Below are 19,292 nucleotides of genomic sequence, written 5' to 3'. Positions count from 1 at the left end.
GTGCAGGATGGCGCTACCAGCTGTAGCTGCGCAAACCGATGCCCAGCTCTTCAAAGTGCGCCTCCATCTGCTCCATGTCATAGGCTCCCAAGCCCAGGTACGTCAGTACTTCGTCCTTGATCAGCTCCCACTCCTGATCGACTTCTTGCTTACCCAGAATGCGATAGTTACCGCACACGTGTTCGGCCATTTTCAGGATCGCCAGCAAGGTTTTTCCCTCGGAGTCCTTTTGGTGACTGGCGTTGAATACGCGGGTGGCGCTGTGGTGTTCGGCAATCACATCACAGAGGATTTTCGGCAGGTGCCAGGACTTGGCGGTGTAATAGCCAATCACCGCATGGTTAGTGCTGAGCTCGGCGTTTTCGACATCCACCACGCGCTTTTCCGGGTGCGCATAGGAACGCTCCATCACATCCAGATAATTGTCGTAGCGGCTCATCAACAGTGGAATACCGGCGTTGTGAAACAGCCCCAGCAGATAGGCCATGTCGGGGTTGGGGTAACCCACCTGTTTGGCAATCTGGGTGGCGACCTGGGCAATATCGGTGGCAGTGTCCCAGAAACGGTTCATGGTGACGATGGTTTCGTCGCTCATCTGGCTTTTGATCGACAGGCCGTTAACCAGGTTGATGACACTGGCAATGCCGATCAGATTGACTGCCTGATTGATCGAGGTGATGCGGTTTTTGAGGCCAAAAAACGACGAATTCACCACTTTCAGAATGGTGCCTGCCAGTCCAACGTCTTGCTGTATCAACTCAGAAATGCGCTGGATATCCGGCTCGGGCATGACCTGTTCCATTTGCAGATCGACCAGAATCTGGGGCTGCGGTGGAATCTTGATGCCTTGCAGGATGCACTGGATTTGCTCGTCGGTTAACGTCTGGGCCATGAAAACGTCCACGTCGTTATGTCCCCGTTAGTGTAGGCAAAAAATCCACCCGTACCGGTGTGGAAACGAAACGTCACAGAGGATTCGGCGTTTGACAGCTTCGTCCGATATAATGCGCCGCTTTTTGCACCATCAACCTGACCGCGGAATCACTGCCATGTCTCCAGCCCTCCCTGTTTTGCGACTCAAGCCCAAGGCCGAGCGCCGTCTGAAATCCGGCCACCTGTGGGTATACAGCAACGAAGTGGATATTGCCGCCACGCCGCTGAAAGGCATGCAGCCAGGCACACAGGTGGTGATCGAAGCCGCCAATGGCAAGGCGCTGGGCAGTGCTGTGGTAAGCCCGGAGCAACTGATCTGCGCCCGTCTGATCAGCCGCGACAGCCGTCAGCAGCTGGACAGCTCGCTGATTGTGCATCGTCTGAAAATTGCGCTCAGCAGCCGTGAGCTGTGGTACCCGGGTGGTTGTTACCGCTGGGTGTATGGCGACAGCGACGGTTTGCCAGGTCTGGTCATCGACCGCTTTGGTGACGTTTTGGTGGCGCAGATTTCCAGCCCATTGATGGAAGCCATGAAGCAGGACATCGTCGACGCCATCATGAAAGTGGTGTCGCCTGAATGCGTGGTGCTGAAAAATGACGGCAAATTGCGCGCGGTGGAAGGCCTGCCTGAGTACGTGGAAGTGGTTCACGGGGCGTTGGAAGATGGCTGTGCGCCGTTAATTGAAAACGGCACCCGCTTTATGGCTCCGGTGCTGGAAGGTCAGAAAACCGGTTGGTTCTACGACCATCGTGAAAACCGCGCTGTGGTTAACCGTCTGGTGGGCGGCAAGCGTGTGCTGGACGTGTTCAGCTATGTCGGTGGTTGGGGCGTGCAGGCGGCCAATCATGGCGCCAGCGAAGTACATTGTGTGGATGCCTCTGGCTTCGCGTTGGATTGGGTTGAGCAGAACGCCACCCTGAACGGCGTTGAAGAAAAAATGCACTGCTGGGAAGGCGATGCCTTTCAGGCGTTGCGTAACCTCAAGGAACAGGGCGAGAAGTTCGACGTTATCATCGTTGATCCGCCAGCCTTTATTCCACGTCGCAAGGACATCAAGGCCGGTGAACAGGCTTACCACCGTCTGAACCAGCTGGCGATGCGGTTGTTGAACCGTGATGGTGTGCTGGTGGCGGGGTCCTGCTCCATGCACCTGGCGGAAGGCCGTTTGCCGGAAATCCTCCGTACCCTCGGTCGTGAGCTGGACCGCGATGTACTGATTCAACACGTTGGCGGTCAGGGTGCTGACCATCCGGTGGTACCGGCCATCCCGGAAACCCGCTACCTGAAAGCGGTATTTGCGCGGGTTCTGCCAACCCGCTGATGTTGGCGGTGGGGTGATTCTGCCAACCCGCTGATTTTGGCGGTGGGGGTGGTTCTGCCAACCCGCTGATTTTAGCGGTGGGGTGGATTTTCAACCCGCTGATCGGTTAACCGATCAGCGGCTGTTTAATAACCGTGGATGCGGATATTCAACGCCGTGGCGGTTTCATCCAGCAGCCCTTGCAGGTAATCCAATTTGGCGGCTGTCAGCGGTTCGGGAGTGTTCTCGGGAGCTGATTCTGGAGCAGGCTCCGGTGCCATTTCTGAAGCGCCAGCCGTGGCCAGTATGACCTGCCAGCGATCCAGTAAATCCGGTTCGTCAGCCAGCACGATGGGCAGGGCGCCGGGGTCGCTGTTCGTTCCTTGCAGCCAATTCCTCAATCCTTGCAGCAGGGCCTGATCTTCCAGAGCCTGTTGTTCAGCGTACTGCTGGCCGCTGAACTCACTGCGTACATCCTCGTTTTGCTGATGCTGGCGGGCAGCGTCCAACCAGTGCTGGGTCGCGATCAGGGCTGCGGTTAACGCGGCGCTTGGCAGGCTGTCGTTCATCAAGCGGGCGTAGTAGCCGGTCTGTGGTTCCCAGCGTTGTTGCAGCTGGCTGGCGTGTTCCCGCAGCAGTTGGCTGGCAAGGGTCAGGTAACTGCGGCGACGGTCACGATGGCGATGGCCCGGTGCGTCGTTGTTCGGGTCCGGCTCGGCAGCCAGAAAATCACTGGCCGGGCGCTGGCCATCACTGCCCCACAACAGAAACTCGACCACATGAAAGCCGACACTGGCCGACCAGGGATCAATCGAACGATGTTGTTGCAACAGCGCTTCGGTGGTCAGTGGCAGGGCCAAGTCATTAACGATACCGGTGTGCGGGTAGCCGGGCAGGTAATCCAGATAGCCCCCTTCAATCGGCCAGCTGTCCAGCTGCTGCATCAAATCCCGGTAACCACTGCGCTGACGCTGCCATTCAACCGGATCGGTGATCGGCAGATAGCCAAACAGGCGCACCCGCAACAGGGCGCTGTAGGCTTCCTGCCATTGGCGGCGGGCGTATTGCAGCCCGGCGTCGTCCGGTGCTGCCAGAAACTGCTGAATGGCGTCGTCGAGGGCGTTGGCACTGGCGGCCAGTTGCACGTGGCCGTCATTGGCCAGATGCAGCAGGTGCTGGTTAAAGGCTTCCTGCTCATCATCGTGGCTCAGCATGGTGTCCGGCACCGCCGGGGTTTGCAGGCGGCTCGGCTCGGGCGCATCGCCACAGGCGGTCAACAACAGTGCCATGGCAATGGCGGTTATGCCGCTGCTGCGATGGATGGGCCAGTGCATATCGGACTCCTTGTCGGCAGGTGGAATCAGTCTCTCAGTGAGATGATTGGCCAGCCCAGACGTTCCGCTTCCGCACTCAGGGTTGGGTCGGGGTCGACCGCTACCGGGTTGCTGACCAGTCGCAGCAGCGGCAGGTCGTTGCGGGAATCGCTGTAGAACCAGGCGTCTTTCATGCTCATGGCATGCTGTTCCAGCCACTCAATCAGACGGGTTACCTTGCCTTCCTGAAAGCTCGGAATGCCTTCGATGGCGCCGGTGTATTGGCCATCTTTCATTTCCGGGTGTGGCGCGATGATGTGCTCAACGCCCAGCTCTTCCGCAATCGGGTAGGTAACAAAGCCATTGGTGGCGGTGATGATCAGGATGGTATCGCCCTGATCGCGGTGTTTTTGCAGGATATCGCGGGCCTTCCTGGGGATCAGCGGCTTGATGCGTTGTTCCAGAAAGGTGTCGCGCTCGGCCAGCATCTGCTCCAGCGGATAGGTGGTCAGCGGCTTGAGGGCAAAGTCGAGGTACTCGTGAATGTTCAGTGTGCCCGCTTTGTACTGTTCGTAAAACACATCATTACGATATTTGTGAACTTCCGGGTCGACCAGACCACGGTCCACCAGATATTGTCCAAAAGCGTGGTCGCTGTCTGCCGACAGCAGCGTGTGGTCGAGGTCGAAGATTGCCAGAGCCAAGAGATTCTCCCGCGCAGGTTACACAAAAGAACAGTATTCTATGCCGAATAAACGCGCCTTTCCTTATAATTCTTTGGGCGTAACATAGAGTCTTGGGGCCCTCTGCATCACCCATTGTCTGCTCTGGATAGCAGGGTGTTGATGAGTCACGACGCTGGTTTCTGGCCTGACGGGTCCCTGACAATAATAACCAGACTCTGAAACATTGCCCGGCAGGGGCCTGACCTGCGGCAAATAGCGGTTGCGTCTTGACCTTTTGACCGAAATGGGCAAGTTTTGCAGGTCTGTAATATTTCTCGGATGGCATTGTGATTGATGATCAGGGTTACCGCCCGAATGTAGGCATCATTATCTGCAACGATGTTGGTCAGGTTCTGTGGGCCAAGCGAATCGGACAGGATGCCTGGCAGTTCCCTCAAGGTGGTATCAAGCAGGGGGAGTCTCCCGAACATGCGTTGTACCGGGAACTGCAAGAAGAAGTCGGGCTGGCAAAAAGTGACGTACAGATTCTGGGCTGTACCCGCGGCTGGTTGAGGTATCGCCTTCCCAAACGAATGATTCGTCAGGGCAAGCAGCCGGTGTGTGTGGGCCAGAAGCAAAAATGGTATTTGCTGAAGTTGGTGTCCGGTGACGCCAGCATCAAGGTGGATGCCAATGAAAAACCGGAATTCGATGGTTGGAATTGGGTCAGTTACTGGTTCCCGCTGGGCGAGGTCGTTGCGTTCAAACGTGACGTTTACCGCCGGGCCATGACCGAGCTGTCACCCAAGATTGCTCGCTTGCAACGCAAACTCAACACCTGAGGTTATATGCTCGACATACTGCGCCGCATTGTACAGGAAGTCAGTACAGCCACCGATTTGTCGGATGCGCTGCGCGTCGTAGTAGCAAGAATTCGGGAAGCCATGAACACCGAGGTGTGTTCGGTTTACCTGCTCGATAACGACACCAAACGCTATGTGTTGATGGCCACCGAAGGCCTCAAGCAGGAAGCGGTGGGTCGTGTCAGCCTGACATCGTCACAAGGCCTGGTGGGTCTGGTTGGCGCCCGGGCTGAGCCTATCAACATCGACGACGCTCCGTCGCATCCCAAATTTCACTTCCTGTCGGAAACCGGCGAAGACCCATTCAACTCCTTCCTGGGCGTACCCATTATTCACAACAAGCGCCTGATGGGTGTGTTGGTGGTACAGCAGCGCGAGAGCCGTCAGTTTGACGAAGGGGAAGAAGCGTTTCTGGTCACCATGTCGGCCCAGTTGGCCGGGGTGATTGCCCACGCCGAAGCCACCGGCAATATTCTTGAGCTGTCGCACAAACACAAGCGTAAGGAGCGCAAGACCGCGCGCTTCAACGGTGCTCCGGGTTCTGCTGGTGTGGGTTTGGGGCAAGGCTATGTGCTGATGCCAGCGGCCGATCTGTCGACGGTGGCGGACAAACAAATTGACGATGTCGATGCCGAGGTTGAACGCTTTGAACAGGCGTTGGAGTCGGCTCGCAAGGAAGTCCGTCATCTGGGGTCCCAGCTCAGTGGTGAGCTGCGGCCGGAAGAGATGGCGTTGTTCGATGTCTATATCAACATGCTGGATGACAACGCCCTCGGGGCGGAAGTCAACGCTCGCATCCGTGAAGGCCAGTGGGCACCGGGTGCCCTGCGGCAGGTGGTGATGCAGTACGTCGGCCACTTCAAGATGATGGAAGATGTCTATCTGCGCGAGCGGGCAACCGACATCATGGACCTCGGCGTGCGCATTCTGGCGCATCTGGAAGGGCCAACCGAACGTCGCGAAGACAGTTTTCCGGATGACTGCATTCTGGTCAGCGAAGAGCTGACACCGGGCATGTTGGGCGAAGTACCGCCGTCGAAGCTACGTGGTCTGGTGTCGGTGAAAGGCTCGTCCAACTCGCACGTGGCAATTCTGGCTCGCGCCATGGGCATTCCAACAGTGATGGGGGTGGTGGATTTGCCCTACGCCCAACTGCACGGTAAGGACCTGATCGTTGATGGCTATCGGGGCATCCTGATTTCCAATCCGGACAAGGACATTCGCCAGCAGTATCAGGAAATTTTTGAAGAAGAGCAGGCACTGCAGGAAGACCTCGAAGTGCTGCGCGATGAACCGGCTGAAACAAAAGACGGCCATCGCATTCCGCTGTGGGTAAACACCGGTCTGCTGACCGATGCTTTGCGCAGTCTCGATCGCGGTGCCGAAGGGGTGGGCCTGTACCGCACCGAAGTGCCGTTCATGATGAAAGATCGCTTCCCATCGGAAAGCGAACAGCAAAAAATTTACCGCGAGCAGCTGGAAATGTTTGCGCCAGCGCCGGTGACCATGCGGACGCTGGACGTTGGCGGCGATAAGGCCCTGACCTACTTCCCGATCAACGAAGCCAACCCGTTTCTGGGCTGGCGCGGGGTGCGCGTTACCCTTGATCACCCGGAAATCTTTCTGGTGCAGATCCGGGCGATGCTGAAGGCCAGCGCCGGGCTCGACAACTTGCGCATCATGCTGCCGATGATCAGCAGCGTCAGTGAGGTCGATGAGGCCCTGCACCTGATTTACCGCGCCCACGCGGAAGTGATTGAAGAAGGCTTCGACGTGGTGATGCCACAAGTCGGCGTTATGATCGAAGTACCGTCGGCGGTGTTCCAGATTCGTGATCTGGGGCTGCGGGTCGATTTTCTATCGGTCGGTAGTAACGACCTGACCCAGTACCTGTTGGCGGTTGACCGTAACAACCCGCGTGTCGCCGATCTCTATCAGGCGTTTCACCCGGCGGTATTGAATGCCCTCAAGCTGATCGCCGACGGCGCCCATGAAGTGGGCAAGCCGGTCAGTGTGTGCGGCGAGTTGGCCGGTAACCCGTTGGGCAGTGTGCTGTTGATGGCGATGGGCTACGATATGCTGTCGATGAACTCGACCAATTTGCCGAAAGTGAAGTCGGTGATTCGCGGCATCAGCCACGAATGGGCCAAGCGCTTGCTGGATCAGGTGATGCAGATTGAAAGTGCCCATGTGATTGCGGCCATGGTGCAGCTGGCGCTGGAAAAAGAAGGCTTTGGCCGAATCATTGGCCCGGCGTCCGGGCGCGGCTGACGAGTCGATCTTTTAACGTCAGTATCCAGCATAAAAAAAGCGTTGTCGGCTAACCGGCAACGCTTTTTTTGTGGCTGTTTATCGCCCGCAGCCGGGCTGGACTCAGGCGGTCCAGCGACGAGTGCGGCCGGTATCGATGTGAATAAAGCCACTGCGCGGGTAGTAGCCTACGCCGCCTTCACCGAGGCCAACAGCTGCCTTGTGGAGGGAGCGATGGGAGACGCCCGGAATGCGGATATCCACAGCGCGGCCTTGCATGTGCAAACTGCCTTCAGCCACCCCTGAGGTGGTTTTGCGCAGGGAGCTGTTGCTCTTGGGCGAGCGGTAGCCGGAAATGATGTACACCGGCTCGCGCGAGGCAAAGGTTTGTTGCAGGTAATGAATGCGATCGTACAGGCCTCGCTGAATCGCATTGACGCCGCCAGAACGGTGGTCACGCAGCAGGTAGTCCAGCTGCTGAAGCTCATCCTTGATGTAATGACCATCGGCCCAGTAGGTCGATTTGATGGTTTCACCGGTATGGATGTTATAGAGCTTCAGTGTGCGCTCTCCTTGTGCCACTTGCTGTCCTGCCAGAAGCTCATGACTGGCGCCCGCCAGCCACAATCCGGAAGTTAACTGTACTGCTGAACGCAGAAAACCCCGACGCTGCATTTGTTAAACCTTGTGACGAAATGTGTGTGGTTAGTATGCGTACATCTGGGCAGAAGTTAAGGAACCAGTACATCAGAAAGGCGGGTGTGACAGGCACGACAGGAAACCGTGATTTCCGGCCCTGGATGAGCGTCGAAAATGTGTCGCGGTTCACGCCGGAAAATCGTCGAATCAGGGTGGGGAGGGGGCGTTTTTCGTGCGGGATATCAGAAACTGATATCCCGTGGTCCGGTGGCAATACCGGCGATGATGTCGCGACGATAAACGTCGTCGCGGATTTGCAGCTGGCCATCCTGATTCACCCAGGCGGTCCAGTACATCAGGTGCACGGGCACCGGATTGCTGAGGCGCAGGCGAGTAGTGCGGTTCTGGGCGATGGTTTCTTCCACTCGCTGGCGGCTCCAGCCCAGTTGGCCTTTCAGTAATACCTCGGCCAGCTCCATCGGTTTTTCGACCCGTACACAGCCGGAGCTGAGCGCACGGCCATCCAGACTGAACAGTTCTGGCTGTGAGGTATCGTGCAGGTAAATGGACTGCGGGTTCGGGAACAGGAACTTCACTGACCCCAGCGCGTTGGCGCCACCGGCTTTCTGAATAATCCGATAAGGGAAGTTACGACGGGAAACCTGATGCCAGTCGATGTCATCCGGGTTCACAAATTGATCCTGACCGTCCACCCGCTCAACAATCTGGAAGCCCTTGTCACGAATGTACTCTGGCTTGCGGCGGAATTTCGGCAGCAGATACTGGGTGGCAATGCGGTAGGGCACCACCCAGGTCGGTGCCAGCTCCATCTGGCTGATCCTGTGGGTCATAACCGGTGTGCGGCGGCTGAGCTTGCCAATGATCACCTTCATTTCCAGCTCAACATCACCGTCTTCAACGTACTGCAACTTGTAGTCGGCCATGTTGACCATGACGTGGCGTTGACCCAGATCAGCGGGCAGATGGCGCCAGCGTTTCATATTGAGGGCGATTTTCTGCGCCACCTGATAGGGCGTCAGGTTAAGCCAGCTGAGGGTTTCGGCGTCTACCCGGCCGCTGGGCTCAAGGCCATAGCGTTGCTGGAAATGCATCAGCGCCCGGGACAGCGGTTCGTCGAACAGCAGTTCTTCGTCAGCAGGGGTGCTGGCGTCGCTGCCGGTTTCGCTACGACTGTCGATGAGCCACTGGAACGCTGAGGATTCGAGGTCACCGTATTGCACCAGCATGTTGCGCAATACCGGTACTGCCGGATGACGATCGCCGGGCTGCAGTTCCAGAGGTACGGGCAGTGGCTGCCAGTCGCCACGATTGGCCAGTTCCAGATACCGGTTCAGTTCCTTGCGCAGTGCCATATAGCCGCGATGCTGCGGCACCAGTTCTTCCATCAGCACCGGCAGTTCACGTTGCTGCAAGGCGTCGTTCAGCAGATTCAATACCGATTCGTCGGTGATGCGAGGGTCGCTGTCGCTGCTGGAGACCCGTCTTACCGGGTGGTCATTTTCGTTGGTGTCCGGCACCAGTTGCTGATTCAGCACCTGCTTGGTGTAGGTCATCCAGGCGTCTGTTAACAGTACATCGATGGCGGTGGCGCGTTCGGGGGTGTTGCTCAGCTGGTGGACTTCACGTAGCAGCACATGCAGTGCGTAGTCGTAGCGTTGCCAGTCGTCGGCGGAGGTTTCCTTGAGAGCCTGAATCAGCTCACGCGCGGCTGGGGTCAGCTCGTAGTTGTCGAGCCATACCGGCTGGTAGTCGCGGGCCAGGTAAAAAGGTTCCAGCGCACGGATGTGCTTGAGGCGCACTTCGCCAGCAACCCGACGGGCGTCTTCGATCAGCCAGCGTTCCATGTGTTCGCGGGCGACGGAAGGCGGCATGACCGGCTTGGTATTGATGCTGGCCGACAGGGCGCCAAACAGCAATACAAAGCAGGCCCCGGCGATCATCGCCGTGATCATCATCGGGCGGCGTCGCTTCAGTTTCAGCAGTCGCTCGCGCTCGATGGCGCGCTGTAGGGAGTGTGATGTTCTTCGCATAACCTGAGTATGGACAAGGATCAGGCCTGCAATCGGGCTGTTTTTTGCTAACGCAGGGTGCGTTTTGTAACCCTCTGCTGGGCAACCCGGGTGTCAGAAATCTTTTCTGTGATTTTTCACCGGGTTGCGTCGTTATTTTGTAACTGCCGGTAGATCGTCACCTGCTGCTGCTGGGTGTTTTATCGACTGACTTTTGTGACAGCGGATTCCGGGAGCTTATTGATTCCTCGAATACGCCGTCACGAAGCTGCCAATGTTGGCTTTCCGCTACGCTGCCGTCGCTATTCCAGCTTTGTTCACAGAGGGCAACGCCATCGTCAGACCCCTGCACGACCGTGCTGCAACGGGTGCCGTATTCCGGGCTGATGATCTTTTGGGCCGACAGCAATTGTTCCCATGCCAGTGGTACGCCGGTATCCGGCAAGTGAGAATCCGGCCAGCGGCGCGGATCGCTGAGGACGTGGTTCAGTAATTGTGACGGCGAACGGGTGCCCTGCTGGCGTTGCTGCCACAGTTGATTCAAGGCCTGACGGGCTTTTGGCCAGTCACTATTGAGGTGGGCGTTGCTTAGCACCTGCAACCCGGGTGCTACTGGCCGGGCAGTAAAATGAGGCCAGTTACAGATGTACCAGAGCGTATGGCGATTCCCGACCAACAGGTTGAAGCGACCATAGCGGTCGGCGCTGGCATGCAACTGTTCGGCAAACTGCTGTGGGGTGGCGTCGCTGTTGAGGTAGTCGCAGACCAACTCGCCCCGTGAGCGTTTATCCACTTCCGGGCCTGCGTGGCCGTCCCGGACATTGGTCAGTGCGGCGAAGCGCTCACTGCGATTGATACCGAGCCAGCTGCCGCCCTGTTGCAGGTCGCGGCCTGCCAGAATGTGGGGTTGGTCTGGCCAGGGTGCCATGGCAGCCGTCGGACGGGCGTGAAATTCATCGCGGTTGGCAACCAGCAGCAGCCAATCGGCTTGTGTCGGTTGCCAATCCAGTACGATCAGGCACATGGCTATCACCTCCCGGTGTCTCTGTCATGATGCTGAGGTTACTATCACCGGGCCGCTGGTTCATAATGCGACGCCGATTTTCGGGGTTCTTTTTTGAGTTTCTTTTTTGAATGTCGTTGACCGTTTTCTTTTGGGGACATCTATTTAATCCTGCACGGCTCTGCGCGAGTGTTGCCGTTGTACAGTGCAAGGCGACGAATGCAGCGAAATGACGAGTCCTTTTCAAGTTCGTCAACACCGCACTGGACGGCGGCAACCCGCGCCCTGCGGGGGCTGCCGGATGATCTCGACTCTGTGTCGCCGACTTTTGACTTGACCCGTCAGGCCTACAAGTCGGCTTCGTGATTCGAAACCATCCGGCAGCCCAGAGTGAGCACCGGATTAAATAGATGTCCCCTTTTGCCTACCATGACGGCTGGCTGGGTGACGTGGTTGTAAACGGACAACGGTGACAGGAGGGGCGTTGTGACCTCATTGATTATGTATCTGTTGGTAGGCGCGGTGGCTGGCACGCTGGCGGGCCTGTTTGGCATTGGTGGCGGCACCGTGATTGTTCCGGCGGTGTTGTTCGGGCTGGCGGCTCAGGGTGTGGCTCCGGATATTGCCCCTCATATTGCGGTGGCGACCTCGCTGGCGACCATTGTGTTTACCTCGCTCAGCTCCATTCGTTCCCACCATTTGCTGGGGGCGATTCAATGGCCGGTGGTGAAGTTGATGGCGGCGGGTATCGTATTGGGGACGGCTGTGGGGGTGTTGGTCAGCGTCAAGATCCCCGGTGATGTGCTGTTGCTGCTGATCGGCAGTTTTATGGTGCTGGTCAGTATCCAGATGTTTTTTGGCCTGCAACCGAAATCCACCGGCAAGGCACCGGGCAGCAAGGAACTGGTGGGGGCAGGCGCTGTGATTGGTTTTGGATCGTCCTGGTTTGGCATTGGTGGCGGCATCTTTGCGGTGCCGTACCTGACCTGGCGGTCGTTTCAGATGCGCAGTGCCGTGGCGGCATCAGCAGGATGTGGTTTGCCCATTGCCGTTACCGGGGCGCTGACCTACATCGTCTCTGGTTGGCAGGCGTCGGGTTTGCCGGCCTGGAGCAGTGGCTATGTGTACTGGCCTGCGGTGGCTGGCATCGTTGTAACCAGTGTGCCGTTTGCCAAGGTGGGTGCGCGATTGGCCCATTCACTGGACCAGAAAAAGCTCAAACGCGGCTTTGCGTTGTTATTGCTGCTGGTGGGCATCAAGTTCCTGTTTTTCTGACGGCCGTTTTATTTGAACGGCATTGGCAATGTCGGGTGCAGCGTCATATGGCTGTCGAACGGGCGTGCTATGGTAGCCGCCAATATCAGGACCTTCTGAATAACCCTGCGTGAGCATGGGGTGATTCAGGGGGCTCGAATGAATTAATCCAGACGGCGACGGTCAGACCTCGTCGTTTTAAGGTGAAGGGGATATCTGCTTAATCCAGAGCTAGCGCAGGATTAAATAGATGCCCCTCTGAAGATTACGCAAGGAAGTCTGCATGTTGACCTATCCTCAGATTGACCCGGTCGCTATATCCCTCGGCCCATTACAAGTGCACTGGTATGGCCTGATGTATTTGCTGGCGTTTGGTACCGCCTACGCACTGGCGACCTATCGTGCCCGCAAGCCCAACTCCGGCTGGACCGACCAGATGGTCTCGGACCTGGTGTTCTACGGTGCCATGGGGGTCATTCTGGGCGGCCGCATGGGCTATGTGCTGTTTTATAATTTCGGCCAGTTCCTGCAAGACCCGCTGTGGTTATTCCGGGTTTGGGAAGGCGGTATGTCGTTCCATGGCGGGCTGCTGGGCGTACTGATGGCCATGCTCTGGTTCGCGCGGAAATACAAACAGAACTTCTTCGATATTGGTGATTTTGTTGCGCCGCTGGTGCCGGTGGGGCTGATGTTCGGCCGTATTGGCAACTTTATTGGCGGTGAACTGTGGGGCCGCGTGGCCGACCCGGCGGTGGTGCCTTGGGCGATGGTGTTTCCACGTGCTGACGACTTGCCGCGTCACCCGTCGCAGCTGTATCAGGCGGGGCTGGAAGGGCTGCTGTTGTTTGTGGTGCTGTGGTATTACTCCAGCAAGCCACGGCCGCGCATGGCCGTGGGTGCGGCGTTCCTGATGGGCTATGGCATCCTGCGTTCGTTCGCCGAATTCTTCCGCGAACCGGACGCCCAGATTGGCTTTGACCTGTTCGGCTGGCTGACCCGCGGGCAGCTGTTGAGCTTCCCGATGATCCTTGCCGGACTGATATTGCTGGTGTTTGCCTATCAGCGCAATAAAATGGCCCCCCACAGCGTCCAGCGTTAAACGCCGGAGCGGATTTTGATTACGATTTTTGAAGGTAGGTTATGAAACAGTACTTGGATCTGATGCGTCATGTACGCGAAAACGGTGTTTTCAAGGAAGACCGCACAGGCACAGGTACCTACAGCTGTTTTGGTTACCAGATGCGCTTTGACCTCAGCGAAGGTTTCCCACTGGTCACTACCAAAAAGCTGCACCTGCGTTCCATCATCCACGAACTGTTGTGGTTCCTCAGTGGCGATACCAATATCTCCTACCTGAAGGAAAACGGCGTCTCCATCTGGGATGAGTGGGCTGACGAAGAAGGCAACCTGGGCCCGGTGTACGGCTCCCAGTGGCGCTCCTGGCCAACCGCCAGCGGCGAACACGTTGACCAGATTACCCAGTTGGTAGAGCAGATCAAAAACAACCCGGACTCCCGTCGCCTGATCGTCAGCGCCTGGAACGTGGGTGAAATCCAGAACATGGCGTTGCCACCGTGCCACGCGTTTTTCCAGTTCTACGTTGCTGACGGCAAGCTGTCCTGTCAGCTGTATCAGCGCAGTGCTGATATCTTCCTCGGTGTGCCGTTCAACATTGCCAGCTACGCCTTGTTGGTGCACATGATGGCGCAGCAGTGTGATCTGCAAGTGGGTGACTTTGTCTGGACCGGTGGCGATGTTCACCTGTACGCCAACCACCTTGAGCAAACCGATGAACAGCTGTCGCGCGAGCCGCTGCCGTTGCCGAAGCTGGTGATCAAGCGCAAGCCGGAAAGCATCTTCGACTACCGCTTTGAAGACTTCGAAATCGAAGGCTACCAGAGCCACCCGCACATCAAGGCGCCCGTCGCCATCTGATCTGCTGGCCTTGGCACTGTATCGTCATCAAAGCCCTGCACTGCAGGGCTTTTTTGTGTCTGGCGTTTTCAGTAGGCGTTGTTTAGAGGCGCGTGTTTTGTGGTGTTTGTGGAGCGGCTGGCCCAAACGGTCGTATCTGAGCGACTGAACTGACTCTTGCTGATAATTTTCATGGCCGTCCGGTGAAATGCAAACCGCTGTCTATAATCATTGGATGATGTATCTGAAGCCGAGAGTTATGGATTCAAGCGCGCCGTATCCACATTGCACGACGTTGCTGGTGTTCCCGGTATCCGAGCTGAAACCGAGGGTAAACAGCAGTATTGCCCAGGAGCCCATGCTGCAGATGGAGCAAATCTGCGACCGCTGGCGGCAGCCGGAGGAAGTGGTGTGCCTGATCGCCAGCCAATGCGACGATGCGCTGGTGACGCTGGTGGAAAAGATCCGCCTGAAACTACCGTCAGCCCCCTTGATGGTGGCGCTGGTCGATATGCTGAACGAACAACGGCTGATTGCCCTGGGCGTGCAGGAAGTGTTCCCGTTGCAACGGACGCCGCAGCAGGAGCTGGATCGGCTGGTCGACCGTGCCATTGCCCGTATGGAGCACGAATTGCGGCTGCGTCAGTTATCCCATTTTGACCCGCTGACCGGCCTTGCCAATCGGGTGCTGTTTCAGGATCGACTGGAACAGAGCCTGATGGGTGCACGCCGTAATGGCACCGACGTTGGCCTGCTGTTTATCGATATCGACCGATTTCGGGTGGTGAACGACATCTACGGCCATGCCTTGGGCGACGAACTGCTGCAAGCCTGCTCGGCTCGTTTGAAAGACAAGCTGCGCCGTTCGGACACCGTCGCCCGTCTGGGTGGCAACAGCTTTGCCGTGATTCTCGACGCGGTACGTAATATCGCGGTACTGACGTCGGTCGCCAGCAAGCTGTCGGAAGCGTTGCGAGCGCCGTTCAAAATCGGCGATCACGAAATTTTTGTCACCATCAGCGTCGGCATCGATATTTCCAGCGAAGCCAGCTACGACCCGGCGCAAATGGTTCGCCGTACCGAGCTGGCGCTGCATCAGGCCAAAAGCGATGGCCGCAATGCCTGTCAGGTGTTTACCCAGCAGTCGGCACCGATGGACAAGATTCGGGTTGGGTTGGAAGCCGCGTTGCACCATGCCATGGAGCGCGACGAACTCAGGCTGGCCTATCAGCCACAAGTGTCCGTGTGTGGGCAGCAGTTTGTTGGCGTGGAGGTGCTGCTGCGTTGGGAGCATCCGGCACTCGGTATGGTGGCGCCCAATGTGTTTATTCCGGTACTGGAAGACACCGGCCTGATCGAGCCGTTTGGCGAATGGGTGCTGCGCAGCGCCTGTCAGCAATACAAGCAATGGCTGGATGACGGTCTGGTGGGCAACGCCAGTAAAATTTCGGTGAACCTGTCGCCCCGTCAGTTCCGTCAGCGTGATCTGGGTGAGCGTATCCAGCAGGCGCTGTACGACACCGGCTTGCCGCCGGAAAACCTGACGCTGGAAGTGACCGAAAGTACCCTGATGTACAACCTCGAGCAAGGGGCCTCGATGCTCAGCGAAATGCGCTCGCTGGGGGTCAAGGTGGCCATTGATGACTTCGGCACCGGTTACTCGTCGTTGTCGTACCTGAAAGACCTGCCGATTGATTTTCTCAAGATCGATCGCAGCTTCGTCAAGGACATCGTCGATGACAAAAACGACGCTGCGATTGCCAACTCCATCATCGCTCTGGCCCACAATCTGGGCCTTAAAGTGGTAGCAGAAGGGGTTGAAAGCCAGGACATTCTGGACGCGCTGGCGTCTTTTGGCTGCGACCAGTATCAGGGTTACTTCTTTGCCAAACCGGTGTTTGCCGGTGACATTCCGGAGCTGGTTAGCCAGTGTGGCTGAGCCGAGGGCGAGCAAGCTCCGGGTTTCTGGAGCATTGCGCCGCTGACGGTTATCATCCGGTGTTTCCCAGCTCATGATGCTCGCACTATGAAACTTGCCCTGATCGTCGCCATGTCGCGCAACCACACCATTGGAATCAACAACCAGCTGCCATGGCACCTGCCGGGTGATCTGAAGTTTTTCAAAAACACCACCATGAGCAAGCCGATTGTGATGGGCCGCAAGACCTTCGAGAGCATCGGCCGCCCACTGCCGGGCCGTCCTAACATCGTGATTACCCGCAACAGCGACTTCGAAGCCGAAGGCGTTGCTGTGGTGGCCAGTCTGGAAGAAGCCATCGAGCAGGCAGCCCGTTTGACCGTGCAGGCCGATGTCGAAGAAGCCATGATTATTGGCGGTGCTGAAATTTACCGTCAGGTGCTGCCATTGGTGGATCGCATGTACATCACCGAAGTGGACGCCGAGATTGAAGGCGATGCCTTCTTCCCTGAGTTCGATGCCAGCCAGTGGCGTCAGACCGAGCGTGAATCCCACGCGCCGTGCGAGAAAAACCCGTACCCGTACAGCTTTGTAACCTACGAACGCATTCGCGACTGAGGCAACGGCACCCGCGCGCAGCAATGGCTTGATGACCCACATGGCAACAGTGTTTGTCAGCATGGGTCATCGCATCTGTGCCCGAGTGGCGTTAGCCTGACGCACATTCCCCAACGGTTTAGCTTTCTCCCCACGGTTACCCTTATGGCCAATCTGCCCCTCAAAATATTCGCTGGCAAAGATGCGTTGCAGCACATCCGTGAACACGGTCTCAAGCCTGACGATATCAAGATGATTCTGGGCGCATCCGGTGGCCCCAAGTGGTTGTCGCTGGCGGCGATGGACAAATACCTGCTGAGCGAATGGTTTGCCGACCGTCGTGAGCCGCTGCACCTGCTGGGCACCTCGGCCGGTGGCTGGCGCATGGCGTGTTACGCCCAGAACGACGCGCTGGCGGCGCATGCCCGCTTACTGGATGCCTATGTTGAGCAGCGCTATTCGGCCAAACCGACGCCGGGGGAAGTGGCGGCGGAATGCCGCCGCATGCTGGACATTTTGTTGGGTGACCACGGCCTGGAAGAAATCCTTAATCACCCGGTGATGCGCTACAACACCATGGCGGCGCGCTGCCGTGGCCTTACCGGCAGCGACACCAAGTGGCTGCAAACCGCAGGCTGGATCGGTGCGATTGGGGCCAACCTGGTATCGCGCAGCGCCATGCGGCCGTGGGTGGACCGGGTGTTGTTTCATCACCCGGACAAACCGCCGATTGACCATTTCCCGCACCTGCCTGCCCAGCAAGTGGCGCTGACGGCCGACAACCTGCACAAGGCGATTCTGGCCACTGGCGCAATTCCGCTGGTGATTTCCGGCATTCGCGACATTCATGGCGCACCGCAGGGCACCTACCGCGACGGCGGCATTACCGACTACCAGTTCGACTTGCCGGTGCTACCGGACGACGGCTTTGTGCTGTATCCGCACTATTTTGCCAAAGCCCCGAAAGGCGGTTGGTTTGATAAAAAGCTGCGCTGGCGCACGGTATCGCGGGAGCACTACCGCAAGACCATCATCATTGCGCCGTCGTGGGAATTTGCCGCGACCTTGCCCGGCGGCCATATCCCCGATCTGGAAGACTTCTACGACTTCGACAACGAACCGCGCATTCAACGCTGGCGAAAAGTGCTTGGCCAATGCGAGGTGTTGGGCGACGCGCTGGATCATATCCACAGCCAGAACCGTTGGGCCGAGGTGGCCGAACCACTGCCGTGGTGAGTTAGTCGGGCGTCTGGCGTCCGACATCCGACACCCGCCACCCCAGCCGCAGGCTGGCCTTCCTGATCACACGCCGTACAATCGTGGCCGCAGAATGTCAGCTGATAATAAAACGGATAACGATCATGAAAACCGTGTTGGAAGTCTTCAAAGCCTTCTGGGTGCTTGGCCTTACGTCGTTTGGTGGCCCGGTGGCTCACCTTGGTTATTTTCGAACCGAATTTGTAGAAAAACGCCGCTGGTTGTCGGATCAGGCCTATGCCGATCTGGTGACCTTGTGTCAGTTCTTACCCGGCCCAGCCAGCTCGCAGGTCGGTTTTGGCCTGGGCCTGATGCGCGGTGGTTTTGCCGGAGCACTGGCGGCCTGGTTGGCCTTTACCTTGCCGTCGGCGATTGCTCTGGTGTTGCTGGCGGGGTGGGCACAGGTAACTGAGTCGCCACTGTTAATCAGCCTGTTGCATGGCCTGAAAGTCGTTGCGGTAGCGATTGTGGCTCACGCAGTACTGGGAATGGCCAAAAGCCTCTGTCCGGATCGTCAGCGGGCGTCGTTGGCAGTCATCGCGGTGGCCTTTGTCTTGCTGATGGGCGGTATTGGAGGCCAGTTGGCGGCCATTGCTGTGGGCGCGATTGGCGGCTGGTGGCTGTGTAAAAACGCTGTCTCCGGTAACGGCGCCAGCCTGTCGATTGCGATTTCCCGCCCCGTTGCTCTGTTTGCTCTGCTGTTATTTGCTGCGCTGCTTTTGATCCTTCCGCTGCTGGCTTCCGGCTCTTCCCAACCGGTTTTACAGGCGTTCGACAGCTTCTACCGTGCCGGTGCGCTGGTGTTTGGCGGTGGCCACGTTGTGTTGCCATTGTTGGATGCTGAAACCGTGCAGCTGGGCCGTGTAGCCGCCGATGATTTTCTGGCCGGTTACGGTGCTACCCAGGCGATGCCGGGGCCGGTGTTTACCTTCGCAGGCTTCCTCGGTGCGGAATGGGCACAGTCTCTTGGCGGTTCTACCGCAGACGTACTGACGCTGGCTGGCATTGCGCTGATCGCCGTGTTTCTGCCGGGCTTTCTGCTCTTGATTGGTGTGCTGCCGTTCTGGGCGGCGCTGGGGCAACGCACTGGCATTCGGGCGGCCATGGCCGGTGCCAATGCAGCTGTGGTGGGTGTTTTGGGCGCGGCGCTGTATCAGCCAGTGTTTACCAGTGCGGTAACGTCTTCGGCCGAGTTGGTATTGGCACTGCTGTGTTTTGTGCTGCTGACCAGCTGGAAAGCGCCATCGTGGATGGTGGTGATTGTTGGAGCGCTGGGTGGTGTGGTAATTGGGCTGTAGCTGTAACAGCGCCAGACCAGCAGAGCGCTGGTCTGGTACAACGTTGATCGATTTGGC

The 19,292-nt window shown here is 57.8% G+C and carries 16 protein-coding genes; 10 read left to right on the top strand and 6 right to left on the bottom strand.

Annotation, left to right across the window (positions count from 1 at the left end; translation table 11 throughout):
- Positions 1-13 precede the first annotated feature (13 nt).
- On the bottom strand, positions 14-892 hold the full coding sequence (locus tag G516_RS0100785; RefSeq protein WP_028292035.1) for an HDOD domain-containing protein: 879 nt from the start codon (positions 890-892) through the stop codon (positions 14-16).
- Positions 893-1,049: 157 nt separating this feature from the next.
- On the opposite strand from G516_RS0100785, the gene G516_RS0100780 reads away from it, so the two are divergent.
- Complete coding sequence (locus G516_RS0100780) at positions 1,050-2,255, top strand: class I SAM-dependent rRNA methyltransferase (protein WP_036533968.1); 1,206 nt, start codon at positions 1,050-1,052, stop codon at positions 2,253-2,255.
- 125 nt (positions 2,256-2,380) lie between these two features.
- On the opposite strand, the gene G516_RS0100775 is transcribed toward G516_RS0100780, so the two are convergent.
- Together G516_RS0100775 and G516_RS0100770 are read right to left on the bottom strand one after the other, a co-directional pair.
- A complete protein-coding gene (locus tag G516_RS0100775; RefSeq protein ID WP_028292033.1) occupies positions 2,381-3,568 on the bottom strand; it encodes an imelysin family protein in 1,188 nt (395 codons plus the stop codon).
- Between the two features lie 26 nt (positions 3,569-3,594).
- A complete protein-coding gene (locus G516_RS0100770) occupies positions 3,595-4,251 on the bottom strand; it encodes a histidinol-phosphatase (protein WP_028292032.1) in 657 nt (218 codons plus the stop codon).
- Between the two features lie 308 nt (positions 4,252-4,559).
- On the opposite strand from G516_RS0100770, the gene rppH reads away from it, so the two are divergent.
- Both rppH and ptsP read left to right on the top strand, forming a co-directional pair.
- The gene (gene rppH, locus G516_RS0100765; RefSeq protein ID WP_028292031.1) at positions 4,560-5,054 is read left to right on the top strand and encodes an RNA pyrophosphohydrolase; all 495 of its coding nucleotides are present in this window, start codon (positions 4,560-4,562) and stop codon (positions 5,052-5,054) included.
- Between the two features lie 6 nt (positions 5,055-5,060).
- Positions 5,061-7,346 (top strand): phosphoenolpyruvate--protein phosphotransferase, encoded by a 2,286-nt coding sequence (gene ptsP / locus G516_RS0100760; protein WP_028292030.1) that lies wholly within the window; start codon positions 5,061-5,063, stop codon positions 7,344-7,346.
- Between the two features lie 102 nt (positions 7,347-7,448).
- Here the strand turns inward: ptsP and G516_RS0100755 are convergent, their stop codons facing one another.
- The 3 genes from G516_RS0100755 to G516_RS20480 all read right to left on the bottom strand — a co-directional run bounded on the left by G516_RS0100755 (position 7,449) and on the right by G516_RS20480 (position 11,018).
- Positions 7,449-8,000 (bottom strand): DUF882 domain-containing protein, encoded by a 552-nt coding sequence (locus tag G516_RS0100755; protein WP_028292029.1) that lies wholly within the window; start codon positions 7,998-8,000, stop codon positions 7,449-7,451.
- Between the two features lie 206 nt (positions 8,001-8,206).
- Positions 8,207-10,015, bottom strand: a complete 1,809-nt coding sequence (locus G516_RS23590; RefSeq protein WP_084644775.1) for a L,D-transpeptidase family protein — start codon at positions 10,013-10,015, stop codon at positions 8,207-8,209.
- 157 nt (positions 10,016-10,172) lie between these two features.
- Positions 10,173-11,018, bottom strand: a complete 846-nt coding sequence (locus G516_RS20480) for an NRDE family protein (protein ID WP_084644774.1) — start codon at positions 11,016-11,018, stop codon at positions 10,173-10,175.
- Between the two features lie 465 nt (positions 11,019-11,483).
- Between G516_RS20480 and G516_RS0100740 the strand changes: the two genes are divergently transcribed.
- The 7 genes from G516_RS0100740 to chrA all read left to right on the top strand — a co-directional run bounded on the left by G516_RS0100740 (position 11,484) and on the right by chrA (position 19,235).
- Complete coding sequence (locus G516_RS0100740; protein ID WP_028292028.1) at positions 11,484-12,272, top strand: sulfite exporter TauE/SafE family protein; 789 nt, start codon at positions 11,484-11,486, stop codon at positions 12,270-12,272.
- Between the two features lie 262 nt (positions 12,273-12,534).
- A complete protein-coding gene (gene lgt, locus G516_RS0100735) occupies positions 12,535-13,350 on the top strand; it encodes a prolipoprotein diacylglyceryl transferase (protein WP_028292027.1) in 816 nt (271 codons plus the stop codon).
- 41 nt (positions 13,351-13,391) lie between these two features.
- Positions 13,392-14,186 (top strand): thymidylate synthase, encoded by a 795-nt coding sequence (gene thyA, locus G516_RS0100730; RefSeq protein ID WP_028292026.1) that lies wholly within the window; start codon positions 13,392-13,394, stop codon positions 14,184-14,186.
- Positions 14,187-14,424: 238 nt separating this feature from the next.
- Entirely contained in the window at positions 14,425-16,104 is a 1,680-nt protein-coding gene (locus G516_RS20475) for a putative bifunctional diguanylate cyclase/phosphodiesterase (RefSeq protein ID WP_169449482.1), read from the top strand.
- An 87-nt stretch (positions 16,105-16,191) separates the two neighbouring features.
- Positions 16,192-16,701, top strand: a complete 510-nt coding sequence (locus tag G516_RS0100720; protein WP_028292025.1) for a dihydrofolate reductase — start codon at positions 16,192-16,194, stop codon at positions 16,699-16,701.
- Between the two features lie 144 nt (positions 16,702-16,845).
- Entirely contained in the window at positions 16,846-17,916 is a 1,071-nt protein-coding gene (locus G516_RS0100715) for a hypothetical protein (protein WP_028292024.1), read from the top strand.
- 125 nt (positions 17,917-18,041) lie between these two features.
- Entirely contained in the window at positions 18,042-19,235 is a 1,194-nt protein-coding gene (chrA, locus tag G516_RS0100710; protein ID WP_036533724.1) for a chromate efflux transporter, read from the top strand.
- Positions 19,236-19,292: the final 57 nt, after the last annotated feature.

Origin of the sequence: Oceanobacter kriegii DSM 6294 (assembly GCF_000422845.1) — a bacterium.
Lineage (GTDB): Bacteria > Pseudomonadota > Gammaproteobacteria > Pseudomonadales > Oceanobacteraceae > Oceanobacter > Oceanobacter kriegii.
The sequence above is the reverse complement of the archived record's forward strand: the minus strand, read 5'-3'. Positions and strand labels throughout refer to the sequence as shown.

Excerpts from the sequence above, each read along its gene's own strand:
- G516_RS0100720 (WP_028292025.1), top strand. The coding sequence starts at position 16,192 with ATGAAACTTGCCCTGATCGTCGCCATGTCGCGCAACCACACCATTGGA.
- lgt (WP_028292027.1), top strand. The coding sequence starts at position 12,535 with ATGTTGACCTATCCTCAGATTGACCCGGTCGCTATATCCCTCGGCCCA.
- G516_RS20480 (WP_084644774.1), bottom strand. The coding sequence starts at position 11,018 with ATGTGCCTGATCGTACTGGATTGGCAACCGACACAAGCCGATTGGCTG.
- thyA (WP_028292026.1), top strand. The coding sequence starts at position 13,392 with ATGAAACAGTACTTGGATCTGATGCGTCATGTACGCGAAAACGGTGTT.
- G516_RS0100785 (WP_028292035.1), bottom strand. The coding sequence starts at position 892 with ATGGCCCAGACGTTAACCGACGAGCAAATCCAGTGCATCCTGCAAGGC.
- G516_RS20475 (WP_169449482.1), top strand. The coding sequence starts at position 14,425 with ATGGATTCAAGCGCGCCGTATCCACATTGCACGACGTTGCTGGTGTTC.
- G516_RS0100715 (WP_028292024.1), top strand. The coding sequence starts at position 16,846 with ATGGCCAATCTGCCCCTCAAAATATTCGCTGGCAAAGATGCGTTGCAG.
- G516_RS23590 (WP_084644775.1), bottom strand. The coding sequence starts at position 10,015 with ATGCGAAGAACATCACACTCCCTACAGCGCGCCATCGAGCGCGAGCGA.
- G516_RS0100775 (WP_028292033.1), bottom strand. The coding sequence starts at position 3,568 with ATGCACTGGCCCATCCATCGCAGCAGCGGCATAACCGCCATTGCCATG.
- G516_RS0100780 (WP_036533968.1), top strand. The coding sequence starts at position 1,050 with ATGTCTCCAGCCCTCCCTGTTTTGCGACTCAAGCCCAAGGCCGAGCGC.
- ptsP (WP_028292030.1), top strand. The coding sequence starts at position 5,061 with ATGCTCGACATACTGCGCCGCATTGTACAGGAAGTCAGTACAGCCACC.
- chrA (WP_036533724.1), top strand. The coding sequence starts at position 18,042 with ATGAAAACCGTGTTGGAAGTCTTCAAAGCCTTCTGGGTGCTTGGCCTT.
- G516_RS0100755 (WP_028292029.1), bottom strand. The coding sequence starts at position 8,000 with ATGCAGCGTCGGGGTTTTCTGCGTTCAGCAGTACAGTTAACTTCCGGA.